The 22,243-nt window shown below is 73.2% G+C and carries 22 protein-coding genes; 15 read left to right on the top strand and 7 right to left on the bottom strand.

The genetic code is table 11. The annotated features are described in order from the left end of the window. Window positions 1–202: 202 nt before the first annotated feature. Window positions 203–568, bottom strand: a complete 366-nt coding sequence (locus AH6_RS39755) for an STAS domain-containing protein (protein WP_067491224.1) — start codon at window positions 566–568, stop codon at window positions 203–205. A 299-nt stretch (window positions 569–867) separates the two neighbouring features. Here AH6_RS39755 and AH6_RS39750 point away from each other — a divergent pair, with 299 nt between their 5' ends. The 4 genes from AH6_RS39750 (at window position 868) to AH6_RS39735 (ending at window position 5,515) form a co-directional block, all read left to right on the top strand. Continuing rightward, the gene (locus AH6_RS39750; protein ID WP_218006034.1) at window positions 868–3,030 is read left to right on the top strand and encodes a response regulator; all 2,163 of its coding nucleotides are present in this window, start codon (window positions 868–870) and stop codon (window positions 3,028–3,030) included. Window positions 3,031–3,157: 127 nt separating this feature from the next. Continuing rightward, window positions 3,158–3,799, top strand: a complete 642-nt coding sequence (locus AH6_RS39745) for a hypothetical protein (RefSeq protein WP_067491220.1) — start codon at window positions 3,158–3,160, stop codon at window positions 3,797–3,799. 171 nt (window positions 3,800–3,970) lie between these two features. Next, on the top strand, window positions 3,971–4,510 hold the full coding sequence (locus tag AH6_RS39740; protein ID WP_218006033.1) for a DUF6069 family protein: 540 nt from the start codon (window positions 3,971–3,973) through the stop codon (window positions 4,508–4,510). Window positions 4,511–4,513: 3 nt separating this feature from the next. Further along, window positions 4,514–5,515, top strand: a complete 1,002-nt coding sequence (locus tag AH6_RS39735; protein WP_067491218.1) for a rod shape-determining protein — start codon at window positions 4,514–4,516, stop codon at window positions 5,513–5,515. Window positions 5,516–5,531: 16 nt separating this feature from the next. On the opposite strand, the gene AH6_RS39730 is transcribed toward AH6_RS39735, so the two are convergent. From AH6_RS39730 to AH6_RS39720, 3 genes are all read right to left on the bottom strand, one after another. Next, a complete protein-coding gene (locus AH6_RS39730; protein WP_157432015.1) occupies window positions 5,532–6,938 on the bottom strand; it encodes an L-lactate MFS transporter in 1,407 nt (468 codons plus the stop codon). A 196-nt stretch (window positions 6,939–7,134) separates the two neighbouring features. Next, on the bottom strand, window positions 7,135–8,433 hold the full coding sequence (locus AH6_RS39725; protein WP_067491216.1) for a hypothetical protein: 1,299 nt from the start codon (window positions 8,431–8,433) through the stop codon (window positions 7,135–7,137). Next, window positions 8,423–8,944 (bottom strand): SigE family RNA polymerase sigma factor, encoded by a 522-nt coding sequence (locus AH6_RS39720; RefSeq protein WP_067491214.1) that lies wholly within the window; start codon window positions 8,942–8,944, stop codon window positions 8,423–8,425. Before AH6_RS39720 ends, AH6_RS39725 begins: the two co-directional genes overlap by 11 nt. Before the next feature lie 190 nt (window positions 8,945–9,134). Here AH6_RS39720 and bdeA point away from each other — a divergent pair, with 190 nt between their 5' ends. Beyond that, the gene (bdeA, locus tag AH6_RS39715) at window positions 9,135–10,061 is read left to right on the top strand and encodes a bis(hydroxyethyl) terephthalate hydrolase (RefSeq protein WP_067491212.1); all 927 of its coding nucleotides are present in this window, start codon (window positions 9,135–9,137) and stop codon (window positions 10,059–10,061) included. A gap of 108 nt (window positions 10,062–10,169) precedes the next feature. On the opposite strand, the gene AH6_RS39710 is transcribed toward bdeA, so the two are convergent. Next, window positions 10,170–11,351, bottom strand: a complete 1,182-nt coding sequence (locus AH6_RS39710) for a PucR family transcriptional regulator (RefSeq protein ID WP_067491209.1) — start codon at window positions 11,349–11,351, stop codon at window positions 10,170–10,172. A gap of 200 nt (window positions 11,352–11,551) precedes the next feature. Here AH6_RS39710 and AH6_RS39705 point away from each other — a divergent pair, with 200 nt between their 5' ends. The 7 genes from AH6_RS39705 to AH6_RS39675 all read left to right on the top strand — a co-directional run bounded on the left by AH6_RS39705 (window position 11,552) and on the right by AH6_RS39675 (window position 19,879). Then, window positions 11,552–12,343, top strand: coding sequence for an ABC transporter ATP-binding protein (locus AH6_RS39705; protein ID WP_245679682.1), 792 nt, complete (start codon window positions 11,552–11,554; stop codon window positions 12,341–12,343). After that, on the top strand, window positions 12,340–13,158 hold the full coding sequence (locus AH6_RS39700) for an ABC transporter ATP-binding protein (protein WP_067491240.1): 819 nt from the start codon (window positions 12,340–12,342) through the stop codon (window positions 13,156–13,158). Before AH6_RS39705 ends, AH6_RS39700 begins: the two co-directional genes overlap by 4 nt. Further along, window positions 13,155–14,045: a branched-chain amino acid ABC transporter permease gene (locus AH6_RS39695; protein WP_067491205.1), complete on the top strand. Its 891-nt coding sequence runs from the start codon at window positions 13,155–13,157 to the stop codon at window positions 14,043–14,045. Before AH6_RS39700 ends, AH6_RS39695 begins: the two co-directional genes overlap by 4 nt. Beyond that, entirely contained in the window at window positions 14,038–15,063 is a 1,026-nt protein-coding gene (locus tag AH6_RS39690) for a branched-chain amino acid ABC transporter permease (RefSeq protein ID WP_067491203.1), read from the top strand. Before AH6_RS39695 ends, AH6_RS39690 begins: the two co-directional genes overlap by 8 nt. Next, the gene (locus AH6_RS39685; protein ID WP_067491201.1) at window positions 15,060–16,319 is read left to right on the top strand and encodes an ABC transporter substrate-binding protein; all 1,260 of its coding nucleotides are present in this window, start codon (window positions 15,060–15,062) and stop codon (window positions 16,317–16,319) included. Before AH6_RS39690 ends, AH6_RS39685 begins: the two co-directional genes overlap by 4 nt. Before the next feature lie 12 nt (window positions 16,320–16,331). After that, complete coding sequence (locus tag AH6_RS39680; RefSeq protein WP_169807974.1) at window positions 16,332–18,881, top strand: helix-turn-helix transcriptional regulator; 2,550 nt, start codon at window positions 16,332–16,334, stop codon at window positions 18,879–18,881. A gap of 107 nt (window positions 18,882–18,988) precedes the next feature. Continuing rightward, window positions 18,989–19,879, top strand: coding sequence for an LLM class flavin-dependent oxidoreductase (locus AH6_RS39675; RefSeq protein ID WP_067491197.1), 891 nt, complete (start codon window positions 18,989–18,991; stop codon window positions 19,877–19,879). A gap of 110 nt (window positions 19,880–19,989) precedes the next feature. On the opposite strand, the gene AH6_RS39670 is transcribed toward AH6_RS39675, so the two are convergent. Both AH6_RS39670 and AH6_RS39665 read right to left on the bottom strand, forming a co-directional pair. Then, a complete protein-coding gene (locus AH6_RS39670; RefSeq protein ID WP_067491195.1) occupies window positions 19,990–20,184 on the bottom strand; it encodes a DUF397 domain-containing protein in 195 nt (64 codons plus the stop codon). Further along, the gene (locus tag AH6_RS39665; RefSeq protein ID WP_083983908.1) at window positions 20,159–20,989 is read right to left on the bottom strand and encodes a helix-turn-helix domain-containing protein; all 831 of its coding nucleotides are present in this window, start codon (window positions 20,987–20,989) and stop codon (window positions 20,159–20,161) included. Before AH6_RS39665 ends, AH6_RS39670 begins: the two co-directional genes overlap by 26 nt. 113 nt (window positions 20,990–21,102) lie before the next feature. Here AH6_RS39665 and AH6_RS39660 point away from each other — a divergent pair, with 113 nt between their 5' ends. From AH6_RS39660 to AH6_RS39650, 3 genes are read left to right on the top strand one after another with little or no spacing between them, the layout of a single operon-like run. Next, window positions 21,103–21,504, top strand: coding sequence for a hypothetical protein (locus tag AH6_RS39660; protein ID WP_157432010.1), 402 nt, complete (start codon window positions 21,103–21,105; stop codon window positions 21,502–21,504). Window positions 21,505–21,530: 26 nt separating this feature from the next. Beyond that, complete coding sequence (locus AH6_RS39655) at window positions 21,531–21,884, top strand: hypothetical protein (protein WP_067491191.1); 354 nt, start codon at window positions 21,531–21,533, stop codon at window positions 21,882–21,884. 2 nt (window positions 21,885–21,886) lie between these two features. Then, complete coding sequence (locus AH6_RS39650) at window positions 21,887–22,105, top strand: hypothetical protein (RefSeq protein WP_067491189.1); 219 nt, start codon at window positions 21,887–21,889, stop codon at window positions 22,103–22,105. Window positions 22,106–22,243 lie beyond the last annotated feature (138 nt).

The raw sequence follows: 22,243 nt of genomic DNA, 5'->3' as shown, positions 1-22,243 counted from the left end.
CACGAACGTAGGTCGGGAACGGCCGGCGCGGGCGCTCCGGCGGCACCACGTACGCACCTCGTAAGATCTGCCGGCCCGCCCGCGCGGCCTTCAGTCGCCGGGCGGTCCTCAAGCATCGCGCGACGTCTCAGACACCACGTGGGGTCTCAGCCGCCACGCAGGTCTCAAGCGTCACGCGGGGCTCGGGTGGCGCGCGTGGGGCTCAGTCGTTGGACGCGAAGGCGGCGCGGGCTTCCGCCAGGGTCGGGAAGTTCGGCACCACCCTCGTCACACCCGTGATCGCGCACGCCGTGCGCGCCGGGCCCGGCGGCGGCAGCACCAGGTGCAGGCGCAGGCCCGCGCGGCTCGCGCGCACGTGGGCGCGGAAGATGACCTCGATGCCGCTGGAGTCGCAGAAGTGCGTGCCGGACATGTCCAGCACCAGGCCCGCCGGACGCTCCTCCAGCAGGCGCAGCAGGCGGGATCGGATCAGCGGCGCGTTGGCGAGGTCGATCTCCTGCGGGAACTCCACGACCAGGTGGTCGCCGTCGTTCCGGAAGCGGAGGTCTTCGGAGGTGGCGGGATGCATGTGCGCGGCCTCTTTCACCCAGGACGGGATGGCGGGCGGCCGCGCTGTTGGACCGGCCCGGCGCGGCGGCGCCGGACACCACCAAGGATGCGAGCGCGGCCGGTCCGCGTCAACCCACCGGTGAGCCATCCGCCCCGACGCTGATTACCGTCCGTCCGGATGCCGGTCATGGGCGTGACCCCATCCCGGACGGAGTTGACCAACGAAGATCATCCTGGTGACGATTGGCGCGCCGACCTCGGGTTCCGTTCTTGACCGGGCGGGCGCTGTCGGCCTGTCACACGGGTGGGGGCACAGGGGTGGGCGCAGCGGTGGGCGAGGGCGCGTCGGTGGAGCGGCTGTTCGCCGGGACGGACCCCACCCTGGAGCTGGCCCGCGCCACCGACTGGGCCGCCACGCCGCTCGGACCCGTGGCCGCATGGCCGCCGGAGTTGTGCGCCGCGATCCGCACGGTGCTCCCGTCGCGCATCCCCATGTTGTTGTGGTGGGGGCCGGAGCTGGTCCAGATCTATAACGAGTCCTACTCGCGCGTCCTGGGCGCCAAGCACCCCGCCGCGATGGGCCAGCGCGCCGCCGAGTGCTGGGCGGAGGTCTGGGACGAGCTCGGCCCCATGGCCACGGGCGTGCTGGACGGCGGCGGCGCGACCTTCTCGGAGGAGCTGCTGCCGTTCATGGAGCGGCACGGCTACCGCGAGGAGACCTACTGGACCTTCTCCTACAGCCCGGTCGAGGACGCCGAAGGGCGCGTGGCCGGGATCTTCGTCGCGACCACCGACACCACAGCCCGCGTCCTGACCGAGCGCCGGTTGCGCACGGTGCGCGAGCTGGGCACCGTCTCGGCGGCGCAGGCCCGCGAGGACGGCGAGCCGGTGGCCGAGGCGTGCCGCGCGGCGGTGGAGGCGCTGGGCCGCGAACCGCTGGACGTGCCGTTCGCCCTCGCCTACCAGGCCGAACGCCGCCGCGCCGAGGCCCTGGCCGAGCTGGACGCCGCCAAGACCCGCTTCTTCCAGAACGTCAGCCACGAGTTCCGGACCCCGCTGACCCTGCTGCTCGGCCCCCTGGCCACGCTGCTGGACGATCCGGACCTGCCCACCGGGCAACGCGTCCCGCTGGCCGCCGCGCACCGGGCCGCGCTGCGGCTGCGACGCCTGGTGGACACGCTGCTGGACGCCGCCCGCGCCGACGCCATGCGGCTGCGCGCCGACCCCGAGCCGACCGACCTGGCGTCGCTGACCGCCGACCTGGCCAGCATGTTCCGCGCCGCCGCCGAGCGCGCCGGGCTGCGCCTGGAGGTGGACGCGCCGCCGCTGCCCGGCCCCGTCCTGGTGGACCGCGAGATGTGGGCCAAGATCGTGCTCAACCTGCTGTCCAACGCGCTCAAGTTCACCGCCGAGGGCACGGTGGCCGTGCGGCTGCGCGCCCTGGACGGGGCCGTGGAGCTGGCCGTCGCCGACACCGGCGCGGGCATCCCCGAGGACGAGCTGCCGCGCGTCTTCGAGCGGTTCCACCAGGTCGCCGGGACGCGTGGCCGCAGCCGGGAGGGCACGGGCATCGGCCTGTCGCTGGTGGCGGACCTGGCGCGGGCGCTGGGCGGCGAGGTGCGCGCGGCCAGCACGCCGGGCGAGGGCAGCACGTTCACCGTGCGGCTGCCGTGCGGCGGGCGGGACCTGGCGGAGCCGTGCCCGCTGGGCGACGAGCACGAGACCGCGACCCCGTTCGTGGCGGAGGCGCTGAGCTGGACCGCCGACGAGGAGGCGAACCCGGCCGAGCCCGCCGAGGACGCGCCCCGCGTGTTGCTCATCGAGGACAACCCGGACATGCGGGCCTACCTCGTCCGGCTGCTGGCGGAGCAGGGCTGGCGCGTGGACGCCGCCGTCGACGGCGACGCCGCGCTGGAGCTGGCCCGCCGCGCGCGCCCCGACCTGGTGTTGTCGGACGTGATGTTGCCCGGCCGCGACGGCGTCGCGGTGTTGCGGGAGCTGCGGGCGGACGCCGGGCTCGCGCGGCTGCCGATCGTCCTGCTCACCGCGCGGGCCGGGAGCGACGCGGCGGTGGAGGGCCTGGAGCACGGCGCCGACGACTACGTGGTCAAGCCGTTCGAGCCCGCCGAGCTGGTCGCGCGCGTCCGCGTCCACCTGGAGACCGCGCGGCTGCGCGAGCTGATGATCTCGAACAGCGAGCGCCGCGCCGACACCCTGTCCGGCGCGCTGGACACGCGCTCGCTGGTCGGGCAGGCCATGGGCATCGTGATGGCGCAGCGGCGCTGCGGCCCCGACGAGGCGTTCGACCTGTTGTCGCGGATGTCGCAGCGCCGCAACGTCAAGCTGCGCGACCTGGCCCGCGACCTGGTGCAGCGGATCAGCGGCGCCGCCGCCACCAGGCGCGTGCACGGGACGGCGGCTCCGGCGGCTCGGCAGGCTCCGCCGCCGCCTCCCCCAGCCGCTGGTGCAGGCGCTCCCTGACCTGGTCGGGCGTGTAGGAGCGGCGGCGGCGTTCGGACCGGGCGAGCACCGCCCCGGTCGCCGCCACACCGACGAAGCTCGCGATACCGAGGGCCTTCCACCAGCGCATGTGCCTAAGGTAGCGATCATGTCCGGGACGAGCATCTCCCTTGCCGAAGCCGTCGAGCTGACCCGCACCGGCGACGTGTGGTTGTTCCGCGGCCGCACGGCGGCCGACCGCGCCATCCAGATGACCACCAACAGCCCGGTGAACCACGTCGGCATGGCGCTGGTGATCGACGACCTGCCGCCGCTGATGTGGCACGCCGAGCTGGGCCGCTCGCTGCCCGACATGTGGACGGGCCACCACCAGCGGGGCGCGCAGCTCCACGACCTGCGCGACGCCGTCGTCGCGTGGGGCACCCGCTACGGGCAGCGGGCCTGGTTGCGGCAGCTCGAACCGCCCGCCGGGAAGGCGATGGAGGACGCGGCGCTGCGCACGGTCGCCCGCCTGGACGGCACGCCCTTCCCGTCCACCACGCGGCTGGCCTCGCGCTGGTTGCGGGGCCGCGTGCCGATCCGCCGTCCCGAGGAGCGCGACGCGAACCTGGAGACGGCGTTCTGCGCGGAGATCGTCGCGTCCACCTACCAGGACATGGGCCTGCTCCCCCGCGACCGCCGCCCCAACTGGTACGACCCGGGCCGCTTCTGGAGCGGCGACGATCTGGAGCTGGAGACGGGCGCGCGGCTGGGTGGGGAGATATCAGTGGAAATCCCCACGTCCGCTTGACCTTCCGGGACATCTCCATAGCGCGGCGGTAAGGCGGACCTCTCCCCTCCGCACCCCCCATTTAACGCGGTCATGCCTTCCCGTTGGCCTTTCGCGTACTCGATCACGGGCAGATCGGACAGGACAGGGCAATCGCCCGTGAGCACCCGGTAGATCGCGAAGGAGCCGACGATGGTCGATCCCCTCTACCCGCGTGAAACCTATCCGCGCGAGGGTTATCCGACCGAGAGCTATCCCGCCGACGGATACGACCCCGCCCGCGGGGCGGCCGGGGGGCGTTCCTCCCGCCGGCCGACCGTGCGCGCGGCGGGCCTGTGGGCCGGCGGGCTCGCCACCGCCGTCGTCGCCGCCCTCGTCGTGCTCGTCGGGCTCATGGCCGCGCGCGGCGTGCTGGACGTCCCGGTCGCCGGGCCCCGCACCGACCGGCTGATCGGCGACTCGCCCGGCCTCACCTACGCGATGATGGCCGGGGCCGTGGCGCTGGTCGGCACCGCGCTGCTGCACGCGCTGCTCCTCGCGGTGCCCAGCCCGCTGAAGTTCTTCGGCTGGATCGGCGGCCTCACCACCGCCGCCTTCGCGCTCGCCCCGCTCGCCCTGCACTCCGACCTGCTCGCGGCGGTGGCCGCCGGAGTGATCAACCTCGTGGCGGGCACGGCCATCACCGTGCTGCTGATCTCGGTCGGCAACGCCACCTCGGAACCAGCGGAGTAGCCGATGAGATGGCGCGACTTCCCCTGCCGCTCGGTGGCCGCCGACCTGGGCAGCGACACCGCGCGGTTGTTCGTGGACGGGCGGGGCGTCGTGGCGTCCGAGCCGTCGGTGCTCGCCCGCTGCATGTGGACGGGCCGGTTCCTGGGGGCGGGCGCGGAGGCGCAGGCCAAGGCCGGGCCGGGCGTGGAGCTGGTCCGGCTCATCCGCGACGGCGTGCCCGCCGAGCAGGAGGGCACCGAGGCGCTGCTGCGGACCTTGCTGCGGCGGCATCTCGGCAAGCGGTACATGGCCAAGCCGCGCATCGCGATCACCGTGCCCAGCACGGTCACGCCGGTGCAGTACCGGGCCGTCGAGCACATCGCCTACGGGGCCGGGGCGCGCCGGGTGACGGTGGTCCCGACGCCGCTGGCGGCCGCGCGGGGCGCGGTGGAGCGGCCCAACGCCGCGATCGCCGACATCGGGGCCGAGGTGACCGACGTCGGGGTGCTCGGCTCGGACGGCCTGGTCAGCGCGTACGGGGTCCCGACCGGCGGCGCGGCGCTGAAGCGCGCGATCGTCACCCTGGTGCGCCGCGAGCACGAGCTGATGGCCCGCGAGGAGGACGTCGACGCCGTCCGGCTCGCGTCCGGCGGCGTCGTGCCCGGCCGCGACGTGAACACCGGGATACCGCGCGAGGCGACGCTGACCGAGGAGGAGGTGCGGCGCGTCCTGGCCGGGCCGCTCGCCACGATCGCCGAGACGGTGCGGGCCGGGCTGACCGAATGCCCGCCGGACCTGGCCGCCGACCTGCTGCGCAACGGCGTCACGCTGACCGGCGGCGGCGCGCGGCTGCCGGGCCTGGTCGAGCTGGTCCGCGACGCCACGGGCATGCCGGTGCGGATCGCCGACGAGCCCGAGGAGGCGGCGGTGAAGGGCGCGGCGCGGTTCCTGCGCAGCGAGGACATCGGCGACCTGGTGCCCCGGGCCTGGCCGAGCGGGCTGTTCGGCGGCCTGGCCAGCGCGTGACGTCCCTGACCAGGGGCTACCGGAAGGCGCGGCGGCCCGGCGGGCGGGTGAGGCCGGGCAGCGCGGTGGCGACCAGCACGATCACCGCGAGCGTCGTGAACGCGACGCGGTAGGAGCCGCCCGCCGCCAGCGCCGCGACCAGCAGCGGCCCGACCACGCCGCCGATGCTCCAGGCGATGTTCATCAGGCCGTAGATGGCCCCGGCGTTGGTGAGGCCGAAGAAGTCGGCGGCGGTGGCGGGCATCACCGCGTAGCCGCCGCCGAAGTTGGCGAACACCACCGCCGCCAGCGGGATGAACAGCACCGGCGAGGTCGCGTACGGCATCAGCAGCAGGCAGCCGCCCATCAGCCCGAGGATGCACGTGAAGATCCGCATCCGGCCGTACCGCTCCGACAGCCAGCCCCACAGGATGCGGCCCGCGCCGTTGAACAGGCCCATGAAGCCGGTCAGCGCCGCCGCGGCCGCCGGGCCCATCCCGGTGATCGCCACCGCGGTGCTCGCGGTCACCGCGACGAAGCCGATGCCCGCGATCGTGTTCAGCGTGAGCATGGCGGTCAGCAGGTACCACTGGCGGGTGCGCAGCGCCTGCGCGCAGGTGAAGTCGCCGCGCCGGGACGGCCCGGCGGCCGGGCGCGGCGGCGGGTTGCGGAACAGCAGCGCGCCCGCCGTCGTCAGCACCAGGTAGCACGCGCCGAGCGGCAGGAACGCGCGGGTGGGCGTGGTGCGGCTGGCGTCCACCAGGTACTGGGCCAGCGGCGAGGTCAGCACCGCGCCGAACCCGAAGCCGCCGACCGCGACGCCGGTGATCAGGCCGCGCTTGTCGGGGTACCACTTCTGGAGCATCGCGACCGGGACGATGTAGGCGATGCCGAGGCCGAACCCGCCGACCACGCCGTAGGACAGCAGCAGGAACCACAACTGGCTGCGGTCGGCGGCCAGCGAGGCGAGCATCGCGCCCGTCGCGTAGAGGGTGCCGCCCAGCAGCGCGGCCGTGCGCGGGCCCCTGCGGTCCTGGAGCCGCCCGCCCAGGTAGGTGCCGACGAACACGACGCCGATCGCCACCGAGAACGGCAGCACGGCCTGGGCGCGGGTGAGCGTGAAGCCGTTGCCGGGTTCCTGGAGGGCGCGGGCCAGCACGCTCCAGGAGTAGACGCCGCCCAGCGACGCCTGGAACACCACGGCCCCGGCGGCGATCGCCCAGCGCGGCGGGCCGCTGGCGGGGCTGCGGTGGCGGCCGGGCGGGCGGCGTTCCGGGACGCGGCGGGGCTGGGGGAGGCGGCAGGGCTGCGTCCGCTCGCGCCGTGTGCCATAACCCGTGTCGTACGCGGTGTCGTGCGCGGTGTCGTACGTCGCGCCGTACGCCGTGTCGTACGACCTGCCGTACGCGGACTCCGGTGCCGCGCCGTAGGGCCCCTCCCGCACCTCGCCATGGGGCGCCTCACGCGTCGCGCCGTATGCCGTCACCCGCCCCACGTCCCTCACCCGGTGATCACTGCCTCGCAGAATGTAATCACCTGGCCCGTGCCGAACCGGGCTGCGGAACGCAAAGGCCGGGCCGGGGTTTGCCCCGGCCCGGCCGCCGCGTGGTCAGAACCGGTAGATCACTTCCCGGCGGAGGTCAGCCGACCTTCGACAGGTCCAGCAGGACGGTCCCGTCGCCCTTGACGGGCAGGCTCAGGACGGCGTCGCCGGGCGAGGCCAGCAGGCCCGGCACCTTGCCGCCGCTCAGCGTCCGCACCCCGGTGTCCAGGAGGCGGCCGGTCCGCAGGTCGTACAGCGTGTAGTTGTGCGGGCCCCGCCGCCCAGGGCCGTAGACGATGTAGCGGTTGAAGAGGATCTTCCCGTCCATCAGGCTCAGCAGGCTGCCCGTCGTGTCGGTGGGCAGCGCGCGGCCGTCCCGGCCGTCGCGGCGCTGGACCGTCTGCCCCACCGGCCCGGTGTAGGTCACCCCCGACGCGGGGCCGCCGACGCACCATTCCAGCCCGCAGGTCCACGTGCCCTTGAACGGCGTCGTGGTGGCCGTGCGGCGCTCGCCGGTGCGCAGGTTGCGCAGGTCCTTGAACACCACGGTGCCGGCCCTGTCGCCGTTCGGCCCCTTGCCCGGCGTGCCGATCCACGGCCAGGAGACGATCTGGTGGCCCTTGGTGCCGGGGAGCACCCGGGGCTTGCCTCCGGCGAGCGGGACGGTGAGCACGCCGGCGGGCACGGCCCAGGCCGCCTCGCCGCCGGCGACGACCAGCTCGGAGGTGACGGCGTCCTGGAGCGGGCTCTGGTCGGGCGCGATCGAGGTGACCCTGCGCGCCTCGCCGCCCGCCAGCGGCGCGGTCCACAGCTCGATCTGCTCGGGGTCGGCCTCGTCGGTGCTGCGGTGCATCGTCCAGGCGACCTGGCCGTCTCCGGCGGCCATGGCGTTGGCGAACCACTTCTGGCCGCGCGGCAGCTTGATGGTGGTGACGACCCTGGCCTTGCCCTTGGCGAGGTCGTAGACCCAGATCCGGTCGGTCATCTCGAACGACGACCAGGTGACGCCCAGCACCTGCCCGTCGTCCAATACCTGGACGCCCTGGAACTCGCGGCCGTTCGGCAGGTTCTTCGGCAGCGTCCGGAACGCCTGCGGCGCGGTCTTCCTCAGGTCCACGACCGGGCCCGGCTTGGACGGCTTCAGCGGGCCCGGCACCGGCTTGCTCGCCGGGCGCGGGGCGTCGCCGCCGCCCGGCCGCAGGGACGCGCCGAGCACGCCGGTCGCGCCGACCGCGAGCGCCACCGCCGCCGCCGTGACGCCCGCCGCCCTGCGCCGCCGCCGGCCCCGGTAGCGGGTCTCGACCCGCTCCAGCAGCCCGTGGTCGGGCGCGGGCGCGTGCCCGGCCGCGTCCTTGAAGACGGCCCGCAGGTCGTCGGTCATCTGCTCATCGACCATTGCCAACTCCCACCGTGGGCGCGCCGGAGACCGGGCGCCAGTCCGCGCGCAGCTTGTCCAGGGCGCGGGCGGCCTGGCTGCGCACCGTCCCGCGCGAGATGCCGAGCACCCGGGCGATCTCCTCGTCCGCCATGTCCTCGTAGTAGCGCAGCACCAGCACCGCGCGCTGCCGCCGGGGCAGCGCCGCGAGCGCCGCCCACAACCGGGGGTCGCGCTCGGCGCGCTCCAGCCCGGCGTCCTGGTAGTGCCGCTCCGGCACGTCGTCGACCAGGCGCTCGCGCCGTCGCCGCCGCCAGAGGCTCACGTGTTGCCGCGCCATGATCGTCCGCAGGTAGCCCTCGGGGTCGTCCTTGTTGACGACCTTGGGCCAGGCGGCGCGCAGCCGCACCAGGCCCTCCTGTACGAGGTCGGCCGCGTCGTCCGGATCGCCGGTGAGCACGTAGCCGTAGCGCAGCAGAGCGTGGGCGCGGGTGGTCACGAACTGCTCGTAGGTCGCACCGCTGTCGTCCAAAGGCCCGTCCTTCCCATCGCCCCCAGGACGCACAGGGATTCCGAACTGTTGCACGGCTTCCGGAAAACGGGCGATCTCACCGATGCGCGGCAAGCGGGGCGCTCTCACAATCGCATCTGTCGAGACGTTCCCGAGGCCCGGCGGCACCCGCTTCCACCCGGGCCTCCTCCCCCCGAAGGAGTTCGTCGACATGCCGCACCGGACCACCCCGTCTGGCAGTCCCCCGCCCGCCAGGCCCGGCCGCCGCCCCCGCCGCGGCCCCCGCCGCGCCCGCGCCGTCGCCGCCCTCTCGCTGGGCGCCGCGCTGCTGACCGCCGCTCCCGTCCAGGCCGCCGCCAACCCCTACGAGCGCGGTCCCGCCCCCACCGAGGCGAGCATCGAGGCCGTGCGCGGCCCGTTCGCCACCGCGCAGACCACCGTCTCGCCGCTGTCGGTCAGCGGCTTCGGCGGCGGCACGATCTACTACCCGACCAGCACCGCCGAGGGCACCTTCGGCGCGATCGCGATGTCCCCCGGCTACACCGCCGACCAGACCAGCCTGGCGTGGCTGGGCCCGCGCCTGGCCTCGCAGGGCTTCGTGGTGCTGATCATCGACACGCTGACCCGGCTCGACCAGCCCGCCAGCCGGGGCCGCCAGCTGGAGGCCGCGCTCGACTACCTGACCCAGCGCAGCTCGGTGCGCACCCGCATCGACGCGACGCGGCTCGGCGTGATGGGCCACTCGATGGGCGGCGGCGGGACGCTGGAGGCCGCGGTGGACCGGCCCGGCCTCCAGGCGGCGATCCCGCTGGCCCCGTGGAACCTGACCAAGAGCTGGACGGGCGTGCGGGTGCCCACGATGGTGATCGGCGCGGAGAGCGACACGATCGCGCCGGTGGCCTCGCACTCGATCCCGTTCTACACCTCGATCCCGGCCGCGTCGGAGAAGGCGTACCTGGAGCTGGACAACGCGTCGCACTTCGCGCCCAACACCTCCAACACGACGATCGCGAAGTACAGCGTGTCGTGGCTCAAGCGCTTCATCGACAACGACACCCGCTACGAGCAGTTCCTGTGCCCCGCGCCCCAGGGCGACCGGGCCATCTCCGACTACCGCGACACCTGCCCGCACACGTAGCGACGATGAGACCCGATGGCGGCCGCACCACGCGGCCGCCATCGGCCGTGCCCGGGGCCGTGCCCAGGGTCGTGGGCGGGGCTGTGGGCGTGGGCGTGGCCGCCGCTACTACGCGCGCGGGGTCGCGTCCTTCAGCAGACGGGCCGCGCTCAGCGCCAGGACCAGTTCCACCAGGGCGTTCGGGTCCGACAACATCCGGCCCGTCAGCCGCTCGACGCGGCGCAGCCGGTTCAGCACCGTGTTGTGGTGGCAGTACAGCCGCGTCGCTGCGCGCGACGCCGAGCCCTCGCACTCCAGCCACGTCGCCAGCGTCGTCAGCAGCACCTCGCGGTAGGCGTCGTCCAGGTCCAGCAATGGGCCGAGGACGCTGCGGCCCAGCCGTCCCGCCAGGCGCGGCTGGGAGATCACCAGCGCGTCGGGCAGGCAGCGGTCCAGCAGCGCGATCTCGCCGGGACGGCAGGTGCGCAGCGCCAGTTCCGCCAGCCAGCGCGCGGTGCCCAGCTCGGCGAGGGTGTCCACGACGGGGCTGATCCCGGCCGGGACGCGCACGTGCGGGCGCAGCGCGGCGGCCAGCTCGTCCAGCGACGCCGCCCCCAGCGCCACCAGCGCGACCTGGGTGCCGTCGGCGCGGGTCCGCCACAGGCAGCGCGCCCCGGCCGCGTCGGGCGGGCGGACGGCCGCCGGGCCGAGCACGACCACCGCGTACCGGCCGCGCGCGGGCAGGCCCAGGATCTCCGGGGCGGCGGCCGGGGTGCCGCCCTCGGCGCCGCGCCCGTCCAGCAGCGCGTCCACCACCGCCTGGACGCGCTCCTCGCTGCGCCGCAGCAGGTCGTACTCGGTGCGGTGGTAGGCCGCGGCGGCGGCGCTGGACTGCTCGTCGATGGTGTGCCAGGTGCGGCCCGCGTGCCGGACCAGGACCGGCACGTACGCCGGGTCGTCCTGCGCGACGATCTCCACGACCGCCTCCCAGAACACCCGCCCGGCCAGCCGGTAGGAGCGCAGCAGCAGGTCCAGGGGCTGGCCCTGCTCGGCGCGGCGGCGGCCGAGCTCCCGCGCCCACGACAGGTCGGCGCGGCCCGCGCCGGGGTCGAGGATCGCGGTCATGCCGTGGCCGAGGCCGGTGTGGGCGACCTGCCACAGGTCCTCGCGCAGCCCGGCGGGCCGGTCCCACTCCTCGCCAGCGAGGATCTCGCCGACCAGGGTGTCGGCGAGGTCGGGCAACCGGTCCGCCAGGCGGCGGGCGGCGCGCCGCATGATGTCGCTGCCGGTGCGGCCGTCTGTCACGGTCATGCCCTCGGTCTCCTGCCGTGCGGGGCGTTCATGGTGCCATCGCGCGGCGGCGCTGAACAGACGGCCGGGGCAGGGATTGTGAGCGCTCACAATCGGGGCGGTCACCGGTTGCGGCCGTTCCCTCAGTTAGAACGGCGCTCTAGACCGGCCTTCCGGCCGCGTGTTGACCTATGCCACCGATTCCCACGAGGAGGCATGGGTTGGGTGCTGATCACGCACTGGCCGTGCGCGGGCTGACGGCGGACTACGGTCCGGTCCGGGCGCTGCGCGAGGTCTCGTTGGAAGTGCCCGAGGGCGGGCTGGTCGCGGTGCTGGGCGGCAACGGGGCGGGCAAGTCCACGCTGCTGCGCGCGGTGTCGGGCGTGCTGCCGTTCCACGGCGGCGCGGTGCGCGGGGGCGAGGTCTTCGTGGACGGCGAGCCAGTACACGGCCGCCGCCCCGACCAGGTCGTGGCGCGCGGCGTGGTGCAGGTGCCCGAGGGACGGCAGGTGTTCGCCCGGCTGACGGTCGCGGAGAACCTGCGGGCCGGGGCGCTCGGCGCGCGCGACCGCAGGGCGGTCGCGGCGGCCCGCGAGCGGGTGTTGCGGCTGTTCCCGGTGCTGGCCGAGCGGGAGAGGCAGAAGGCGGGGCTGCTGTCGGGCGGCGAGCAGCAGATGCTGGCGATCGGCCGCGCGCTGATGGCGGGGCCGCGCCTGCTGCTGCTCGACGAACCGTCGCTGGGCCTGGCCCCGATCATGATCGACCGGATCGCCGGCACCGTGCGCGCCGTCAACCGCGAGGGCATCGCGGTCCTGCTGATCGAGCAGAACGCGGCGCTGGCGCTGCGGCTGGCCCGGTACGCGTACGTGCTGGAGATCGGCGCGGTCGCGATGGAGGGCCCGGCCGACGAGCTGGCCGCCTCCCCCGAGGTCCGCGACCGCTACCTGGGCGTGGGGACGGCCGAGCAGGACGAGGCCGTCACCGGACGCACGCTGGCGCGGTGGGCCGGATGAACGCGCCGGTCTCCTCCCCCGACGCGGCGGTCCGGCCCGGCTCCGAGGACGTCCCGGCGCTGGTCGTGCGCGGCCTGACGGTGCGGTTCGCCGGACTCACCGCCCTGGACGGCGTGGACTTCACCGTCCGCCCCGGCACCCTGCACGCGATCATCGGCCCGAACGGCGCGGGCAAATCGACCTGCTTCAACGTGCTGTCGGGCGTCTACCGGGCCGCCGCAGGAAGCGTCCGGTTCGGCGACGCCGAGCTGACCGCGCTGCCGCCGCACCGCATCGCCGCGCTCGGCGTCGCGCGCACCTTCCAGAACCTGGCGCTGTCGCCGCACCTGTCCACCGCCGACAACCTCATGCTCGGCCGCTACCGCCTCACCCGCACCGGCGTCGTCGCCGCCGGGCTGCGGCTGCCCCGCGCGCGACGCGAGGAGCGGCGGCACCGGGCGCGGGTGGAGGAGATCGCGGAGTTCGTCGGGATCGCCGCGCACCTCGCGACGCCCGCCGGGCTGCTGCCGTACGGCGTGCGCAAGCGCGTCGAGCTGGCCCGCGCGCTGTGCGTGGAGCCCCGGCTCCTGCTGCTGGACGAGCCGGTCGCCGGGATGAACGGGGCCGAGCGCCAGGAGATGGCCGCGACGATCCGGCAGGTCCGGGCCGCGCTCGGGCTGTCGGTGGTGCTGGTCGAGCACGACATGGGCATGGTCGCCCGGCTCGCCGACGAGGTCACCGTCCTCGACTTCGGCAGGCGCATCGCGGGCGGCGCGCCCGAGCAGGTGCGCCGCGACCCGGCCGTCGTCCGCGCCTACCTCGGAGGGGAAGCATGAGCGGCCTGGCGGAGGTCCTGGTCAACGGGCTGTCCAGCGGCTCGGTGTACGCGCTGATCGCGCTCGGGTTCGTGGTCGTCTACAAGGCGACCGAGGTCATCAACTTCGCGCACCCGTCGTTGCTGCTCACCGGCGGCTACCTGGTCGCCGAGCTGCACGACGACCTCGGGTTCTGGCCCGCCGTCGGCGCCGGCGTGGCGGCGACGGCGCTGCTGGCGGTGCTGGTGGAGACGCTGGTGTTGCGCCGGGTGCGGGCGAGCGGGCACGCGGCCGTCAGCATCATCACCATCGGCGTGGACATCGTGCTGACCGTCGAGCTGGCCCGCCGCATCGGCACCCGCGTGTTGCCGCTGGGCGATCCGTGGGGTGACAGGGTCGTGCGGATCGGTGACGTCACCGTGGCGCAGGCCCGGATCGCCGCGATCGTGGTCGCGGCGGCGGCGATCGCCGCGTTCCTGCTGGCGTTCAAGCACACCGCCTGGGGCGTGGCGATGCGGGCGACCGCCGAGCGCCGCGAGACGGCGGCGCTGATGGGCGTGCGGCTCGGCCGGGTGTCGGCCGGGGCGTGGGCGGTGGCCGGGGTGTTCGCGGCGCTGGCGGCGATCTTCCTGTGCGCGTTCCCGACGCCGGGCCTGGACCGCGCCACCTCGTTCGCGGCGCTCAAGGCGCTGCCCGCCGCCGTGATCGGCGGGGTGGACTCCACCACCGGCGCGCTGGTCGGCGGCCTGCTGATCGGGGTCACCGAGGCGGCCGTCGTCGGCTACCAGAACGACGTGGCGCTGCTCGGCCACGGCTTCGCCGACGTGGCCCCCTACATGCTCATGGCGGTGGTGCTGCTGTGGCGGCCCGCCGGGCTGTTCGGAACGCGGGAGGCCGTGCGTGTCTAGGTTGTCGTGGATCGCCGGGGCCGCCGGGCTCGTCGTGCTGCCCTTCTACGCGGGCTCGTTCTGGCTCCAGGCTGGACTGTTCGCGATGGCCGCCGCGATCGGCGCGATCGGGCTGAACGTGCTGACGGGCGCGGCCGGGCAGCTTTCCATGGGCCACGCGTTCTTCCTGGCCGTCGGCGCGTACTCCTATGTGTGGCTGGCGAGCGAGGGCCTGCCGACGGCCCTGGCCGCGCTCGCCGCCGTCACGCTGTCCGGGGTCGCGGGCGGGTTGTGCGCACCGTTGGCCGGACGTCTCAAGGGCGCCTCGCTCGGCATCGCGACGCTGGCGCTGGTGTTCCTCGGCCAGCACGTGCTGTTCCGCGCGGGCTCGGTGACGGGCGGCGCGAACGGCCGGGACGTGCCGCCGCTGGAGATCGCGGGCCTGCGCTTCGCCGACTCCCCTGAACCGCCGCTGGTGCTGGGCGTGCCGTTCGGCGGCATGGAGCTGCTCTGGTACCTGGCGCTGGTGCTGCTGGCGGCGTCGGCCTGGTTCGCGCGCGGGGTGTTGCGGTCGCGGCCCGGCCGCGCGTTCAACACCCTGCGCGACCACGAGATCGCGGCGGGCGCGCTGGGCGTGCCGGTGGCGCGGCACCGGGCCACCGCGTTCGTGTTGTCGTCGATGTACGCGGGGCTCGCCGGGGTGCTGCTGGCGCTGGTGTTCCAGCGCACGGTGCCCGAGTACTTCGGGCTCGCGCTGGCCCTGGACTACCTCGCGATGATCGTCATCGGCGGGCTCGGCACGGTCGCGGGCGCGGTCGCCGGAGCCGCGTTCGTGACGCTCCTGCCCGCGCTGCTCACCCGCTTCGGCGACGCCCTGCCGCTGGTGGCCGAGCCCGGCGGGGACGGCCTGTCGCCCGCCGAGGCCGCCCGCGTCGTCTACGGCGCGGTGTTCGTCGCGGTGCTGCTGTTCCTGCCCGGCGGCCTGCACGGCCTAGCCGCCCGGCTGTCCCCCACCCATCCCGAGGAGCGAGCCACATGACCCCCATGATCCGGCGCACCGCCGCCGCGACGCTGGCCCTGGCCGCCGGCCTCGCCGCCGCCGGTTGCAGCGGCAAGGCCACCGGCGGCACCGCCGACGGCGACCTGAAGATCGGCCCCGGCGTGACCAAGGACAAGATCACCCTGGCCGCGCTGACCGACCTGACCGGCCCCTACGCCGCGCTCGGCAAGGGCGTCACGCAGGCGCAGAAGTTGTACTACGACCAGCTCAACGCGGCCGGGGGCGTGTGCGGGCGCAAGATCGAGCTGGTGGTGCGCGACCACGGCTACGACGTGCAGAAGGCGCTGGCGGCCTACAGCGAGGTCGCGCCGCGCTCGGCGGCGCTGCCGCAGGTGATCGGCTCGCCGATCACGGTGGCGCTGCGCGGCCGGGTGGAGTCCGACAGGCTGCTGACGATCCCGCAGGCGTGGGCGCACACGCTGCTGGGGAGCAAGTACGTGCAGGTGACCGGCACGACCTACGACCTCGACATGATCAACGGGGTGGCGTTCCTGACGTCCGAGAAGGGCGTGAAGTCCGGCGACAAGATCGGCCACCTGCGGCTGGAGGGCGACTACGGGCAGAGCGCGCTGGCCGGGGCCCGGTACGCGGCGGAAAAGTCCGGGCTGACGCTGGTGGAGCAGCAGGTCAAGCCGACCGACGCGGACATGACGGCGCAGGTGGGGGCGTTCAAGAAGGCCGGGGTGAAGGCGATCCTGGTGAGCGTGAGCCCCAAGCAGGCGGCGTCGCTGGTGGGGGTGGGCGCGGCGACGGGGCTGAACGTGCCGTACGCCGCGAGCAACTCGGCGTTCGCGCAGCAGCTCCTGGCGACGCCGGTGGGGCCGGTGTTGCAGAAGGACTACTACGTGGTGACGGCGGCGGCCCCGTTCAGCGCCGACCTGCCGGGCTTGAAGAAGCTGGCCGGGGAGTACCAGACGGCGTACAAGGGGCAGCCGCTGGACAGCTCGGTGTTGTCGGGCTACAGCACCGCCGCCGTCGTGGGCGAGGCGTTGAAGAAGGCGTGCGCGAACAAGGACCTGAGCCGGGAGGGGATCGTGACCGCGCACCGGTCGTCGAAGAGCCAGGACCTCGGCCTGGGGTACGCGCCGGAGGACTTCACGCGCTGGGACGTGCCGGCGGCGCGGGCGAGCTACATCGTGCGGCCGGACAAGAACGCGCTCGGCGGGACGAGCCTGGTGAAGCAGGCGACGGAATCCGAGCTGGTCAAGGGCTACCGGGCGTCGGCCGGAGGCTGAACGATGGGCCCGGTGCTCACGACGCCGGTCCCGGCCGCCGCGCTGCGCGGCCGGGACCGGGAGGCGGCGGCGATCACGCGGCTGCTGGAGCGCGCCCGCGCCGGACAAGGCGGGGCGCTGACCATCGCGGCCGCCCCCGGCCTGGGCAAAACCGCACTACTAACCACAGCTGCACAACCCGGCTTCCGAGTGCTGGCAACACGAGGCGTACGACACGAGAGCGACGTGCCGTACGCGGGCCTGCACCGGCTACTGCACCAGTGGCCAACAGCCTTGGCAAGGGTGCTAACACCAACGGGATACGTGCCCTTCGCCCTATGCGAAGCGCTAGCGAAGGCCGACCGCCCCCTACTGTGCCTGGTAGACGACGCACATCGGCTGGACCGGCCGTCACTGGAAGCGCTGGCGTTCGCGGCGCGACGGGTGTCCGGTCTGCCCGTAGCGCTGCTGTTCACCGCCGGAGACCCGCCACCTGGCTACCTGTCCGACCTACCGCGCCTGGCCCTATCCCCGCTCGACGACCAAACGTGCCTGCACGTGCTGGAGGACATGGCGGGCCAAGACCTGAGCGCGGACCTGGTGGAACTAGCAGCCGGACGTCCACTGGCACTAGCGGAGCTAGCCAGCTGCGCAACACCACCCCAGGCACTCCCCATCCACGGCGACCTACGAACCCGCTATCGAAGGCGTTACCTGCGCCTATCCCCCGAGGCACGACGCCTGATCCTGCTGGCCACAGCAGCAGACCGCCTCCCCCTAGAGGTGCACTCCGGCGGCCTGGATGAGGCACGAGCCAGCCGCCTGATCACCCTGGACGGGGACACGGCCATCCCCGACCCGCTCCTACGCGCAACCGTCTACGCCGACGCGTCCCCCACCGAACGCCGCGCCGTACACGCCCTGCTAGCAGCACGCGGCCCGACCGCCGACCGCCCCTGGCACCGCGCCGCAACGACCACCACCCTGGACGACGCCCTGGCGGACGACCTCGCCACCGCCGCCGGAAACGCCTGCGACGCAGGACAGCACAACAAAGCCGCCCGCTCCTGGCAACGCGCCGCCGAACTCACGGCCACACCCAAGACACGCGCCGACCGCCTGCTCACCGCCGCGTCCTGCGCCTGGACGTCCGGCCGCCCCCTGCGCGCCCGAGCCCTGCTACGGCAGGCCGGATCATTGGGCCGAGCCGACCTACTACGCGGCGAGATCGAGCTGGCGGACGGCCTGCCGGTGATCGCGGTATGGACACTGCTGAACGCCGCCGACCACCTGGCCGCGACCAACCCAGCGCTGGCGTTGACGGCGCTGACCAGAGCGGGCGACGCAGCCGACGCGATGGGCGACGTGCCATGCCGCATAGCCGTCGCCGAACGCGCAGCAGCCCTAGGCCCGCGCCAAGACGCGACCGAAGAATTCATGGCGGCCCACGCGATCGGAACGGCCGCCGCCCTCCAAGGCAACCACGAGAAAGCAACCGGCCCCCTGAACCGCGCGCTGACTCTGGCATCCACCCTGGACGACTCCGCATCCCGCACAGCCGCAGCCATAGCGGCGCTCATGCTGGGCGACGACCACCGCGCCCGCGACCTGGCGGCGCAGGCCGTCGCCACCGCACGCGGCCACGACATGCTGGAGCCGCGCGCACTGACCGTCCTGGCACACGCGGAGATCGCGTTGGGCCGCTACCCCGCAGCCCTGGCCGCAGCCCACGAGGGCCTGCGCCGGGCGACGGGCCAACGCAACCGAGCCGTCGAGCAACACGCACTGATAGCCCTGGTGGCGGCCCTGTACGGGGACGCCAAGACAGCACTCAGCCACCTGGACGGCGTACTGGAAGAAGCAGGCCAACGCGGCCTAACGAGAGCCGCCGCCCTGGCCTCATGGGCACTGGCCTGCCTGGACATAGCGGCGGACCGCCCCGCCGACGCGGCGGCCCGTCTGGGCACACCAGCGGGCCCGGCGATCCGGATGCTGGCGGCCCCGCTCTACGTGGAAGCGGCCCTGAGCGCAGGCCGCCGCCCGTCAGCAATACGCGTCGCAGCGGCATTCACACGCTGGGCCGAGGCAACCCAGAGCCCAGCCCGAAAAGCCCAAGCCGCCCGCTGCCAGGCCCTCCTAGCCGAAGACGAGCACGAGGCAACAGCCCATTTCACCGAAGCGATCCGCCTGCACCAAGATGCAGGCTCGGCATTCGAGCTAGCCCGAACGGAACTGCTCTACGGCCGCCGCCTACGCCGCGACCGCCACCCACGCGACGCCCGCGACCACCTACGCGTCGCGCTGCACGTGTTCACCGAGGCAGCGGCGGAGCACTGGGCAGAGCAGGCCCGAACAGAACTGCGCGCAGCAGGCGCACCGGTGCCCCCTGCGACCGGCGATCCGTTCATCGCCCTAACAGCGCAACAACAACAAATAGCGCGCCTAGTAGCGGCAGGGGCAACCAACCGGGAGATAGCGGCGCGCCTGACGATCAGCCCGCGCACGGTGGACGGCCACCTGCGGAACGTGTTCACGCGCCTGGGCATCCGGTCGCGGGTGGAGCTGGCGCGGCTACTTCCCTGAAGTTTCTTCTTGACGGAGGACAAGAACGCGCCACCGGCTCCGACCACTCTCCGGAGGAAGGACCTCCTGGGCGTGCAAGCCCAGTACCCGTGACCGGAGGACAGGCGATGAACCTGCCGCGTATCGGAGTCACCTTGCAGAGCTTCGGCCCCCATGTCGGGCCGGAGGCCGTCGTCACCGTGGCGCAGGCGGTGGAACGGCTGGGATTCGACGCGGTGTCGGTCTCGGACCGGCTGCTGATCCCGGTGGGACCGCACTGGACGAACGACGCGGGCCTGCCGGAGACGCCGTCGTGGGACGCGCTGGAGCTGCTGACGTGGGCGGCGGCGCACACGCGGCGGATCCGGGTGCTGACGAGCATCCTGAACTCGATCTTCCACTCGCCCGCCATGCTGGCGCAGCGGCTGGCCACGCTGGACCAGCTGTCGCGGGGACGGCTGGACGTGGGCCTGGGGCAGGGCGGGGGGACACGGCTGCCGCCGTATTACATCCCGGAGGAGTTCGTGGCGGCCGGAGTGTCGACGGAGCGTCGCGGGGCGGGGTTCGTCGAGCACGTGGCGGCGATGCGTGCCTGCTGGGGGTCTGATCCGGTGGAGTTCGAGGGGCGGCACTACCGGATTCCGGCGGCGAAGGTGGGGCCGAAGCCGTGGGGTGAGCGGATCCCGCTGTACTTCGGGGCGATCACGCGCCCGACGATCGAGCGGGCGGCGCGGATCGGGGACGGGTTCACCGTGGTGGCGGTGGACTGGGAGACGACGGCCGAGCAGATCCGCTGGTACCGGGGGGCGGGCGGGAGCGGGAAGGTGGTGGTGAGCGTGTTCCCGGTCATGCCTGGTGCTGAAGTGACGGCGGCCGGGTTCGTGGAGGGGGCGGTGCGGGGGCTGGAGCGGGCGGCGGCGATCGGTGCGGATGAGGTGCACGTGGTGACGACGCTGCTGGGCGTTGATCCGGAGCGGCAGGTTGAGCTGCTGGAGGGGCTGGCGGCCAAGCTGCGCTGAGCGGATGGGGCGGTGGTATTCGGCCGGATACCACGCGCGGAGCTGCCCGGGGGGCGGCAACGACGACGGCCCCGCTCGATGGCGCGAGCGGGGCCGTCGTCGTTGCGCGCTTAGAGGTCGAGGGCTCCGGCCTTGATGTGGTCGAAGAGCCCGGCGACGTCATCACGGCCGAGCAGGAGGTGGGGGCCGGAGGGGTCCTTGCTGTCACGGACCAGGGTCGCGTCGGCGACGTTGGTCGAGACTTCGACGCACTCGCCCTGCCCCTGGCCCTGGCTACGGCTACTCTTCCGCCAGTGGATCGTCATCGAGCATTGCCTCCATAACGCGTCGAATCAGGGCGAGTGATGCGGGTTCACTCAGCGCCATCCCCCTGATCTCATCGAACATCAGGCCCAACCGTGCAGCTTCAGGTGGATCTTCGATCAGTCTTCCACCGAACTGAGCCTCGACGTAACCCACTCTGGTGCAGTCTCTCTTGGCCAGGACCACAACCGCGCCGTCAAGCCCGTAGTGCCATCCCTGCGTCATGCGGACGACTTGAATGTGCACGTGAGGCAGGGCCGCCATTTCGAGCAGATGCGCGAGTTGCTCACGCATTACAGCGGCTCCACCGATGGGCCGCATGATGACCGCCTCGTCCAGGACGGCGAACAGGTGCGGTGGATCATCGCGACGTAGCAACTTGGCTCGCGCCAATCGCTTGGTGATGCCCTCTTCCACGAGGTTGCTGGGACGCGCATCGGCGCGCATGTAAGCCTCTGTCTGGAGCAGGCCAGGGATGTATGCGGGCTGGAAGGTGCGGATCTCGCTGGCTTCGCCCTCGTGAGGCAGGTACAGCTCGAACCAGGAGGCCACGTGCTCGCGCTGCATGTGGTGCCGAAGCCCTTGGAGCATCTCGCCGGTCCCGAAGAACTCGTCCGCTTTGACGCAGAAATTGTGGTCCGGGGTATTGCGCCGATTCTCATAGCTGGCGATCACTTCGCGCGTGGTGATCAATTCCTTCGCCAGCGCACTCTGCGACAGACCCTTCAGTTCCCGCAGGACACGCAGGGTATGGGCAAACTGGGCGCGGAGGCTGGTACGTGGGTCAATCGGGACAGGCGCAGGCATAAGGGGGCTCCCGCCGTGGCATTCCTCTGGACTCACATCGGCATGCATTCCGCAGCATAGATCGTGGCGCAACGCTTGGCCTGGAAAACAAAAAGGAACCTTCTTCCGAGGCCATGATGCAGAACAAAGACGCCTGGCTGCTTCGACTAGCGAATTCGCTAGTCGAAGCAGATCTGATCGCCAAGGTCACCAACGCCCCGCCCACGCCGTACACCCGTCGAGGCGAACGATGCGTGTGGGTCGAGAACCCCAGGCATCCCGGCTGGGTCGCCCGGATCCTCCTCCGCGAGCCCAAGAGCCTGCCCCAAGGCGTCCGCTGGTGGCACTTCTCGTGGAACGAGCAGATCGCGCCCGTATACGACCTGGACAAGGCCGCGCACCGGATCGCCGAGCGGCTGACGCCCCGTCCCACCAGCTTGGCCTTGGCAGAGGCCGCGCGGCTGATCGAAGGCCGCCTCATCGCCCTGCCCGGCCTCCCCGCCGACTGCGGCTGGGGCCTCCAAGACACGTGCTGACTCCCAGCTCCCTCGAAAGGAACGACATGTTCAGGCAGCCCAACGAGTCCCGCGCCACCGCTTCGTCCCGTCCCGTCGAGGGGGCGGGACGGGACGAAGCGGCCGTGCGCAAGGGGCACCTGGAAACGCTCCAGCAGGCGATCGTGGCGCGCACGGACCTGCGTGCCACGATCCGCCAGCCCGGCCGCGAGCAGCCGTACGCGGTGGAGGTGCGTGGGGCGTTGCCGGTGCTCGGCTCGGAGTTCGTCAGCGCCGCTCCGCTGCCTGACGGAACTTGGGCGTACTGGTGGCAGGGGTGGGACGGGTTGATCGGCCTCGTCACGGATCTGGACAACGTGGTGCCCACGATCGAACGGGTCCTGACGCCGAAACGAACCTGAGCATGTGCCATGCCCAGGGCCTCACCGTCGCGCAAGCAGCTCCGTGGCTGAAACGGCTGCGGAGCAGGTGGCCGTACTGGGGCATCATCTACGACGGTTCGGAGTGGTGGGCGCTACGCACCATGGACGGGCGGCCGGTGACGCTGCGGTGCTCCTCCGGCATTGAGCTGGAAACGCGCCTGGAGGAATTTCGCTACGCGCACCGTTACGCGGGGCTGTAGGAAATAGAACTCCCCGTACGCAACCGGCAACCTCAGCCCGCGCCCCCAACCTGACCAACAACCCCAGCCCGCACCCCGCACCCGACCAACAAGCCCAACCCCGCGCCCGAACATGACCAGCGACCCCGGCCACCGGGG

It is taken from the genome of Actinomadura hibisca NBRC 15177 (assembly GCF_001552635.1).
GTDB classification, from domain to species: Bacteria; Actinomycetota; Actinomycetes; order Streptosporangiales; family Streptosporangiaceae; genus Spirillospora; species Spirillospora hibisca.
This window is presented reverse-complemented; position numbering and strand designations above follow the sequence as displayed.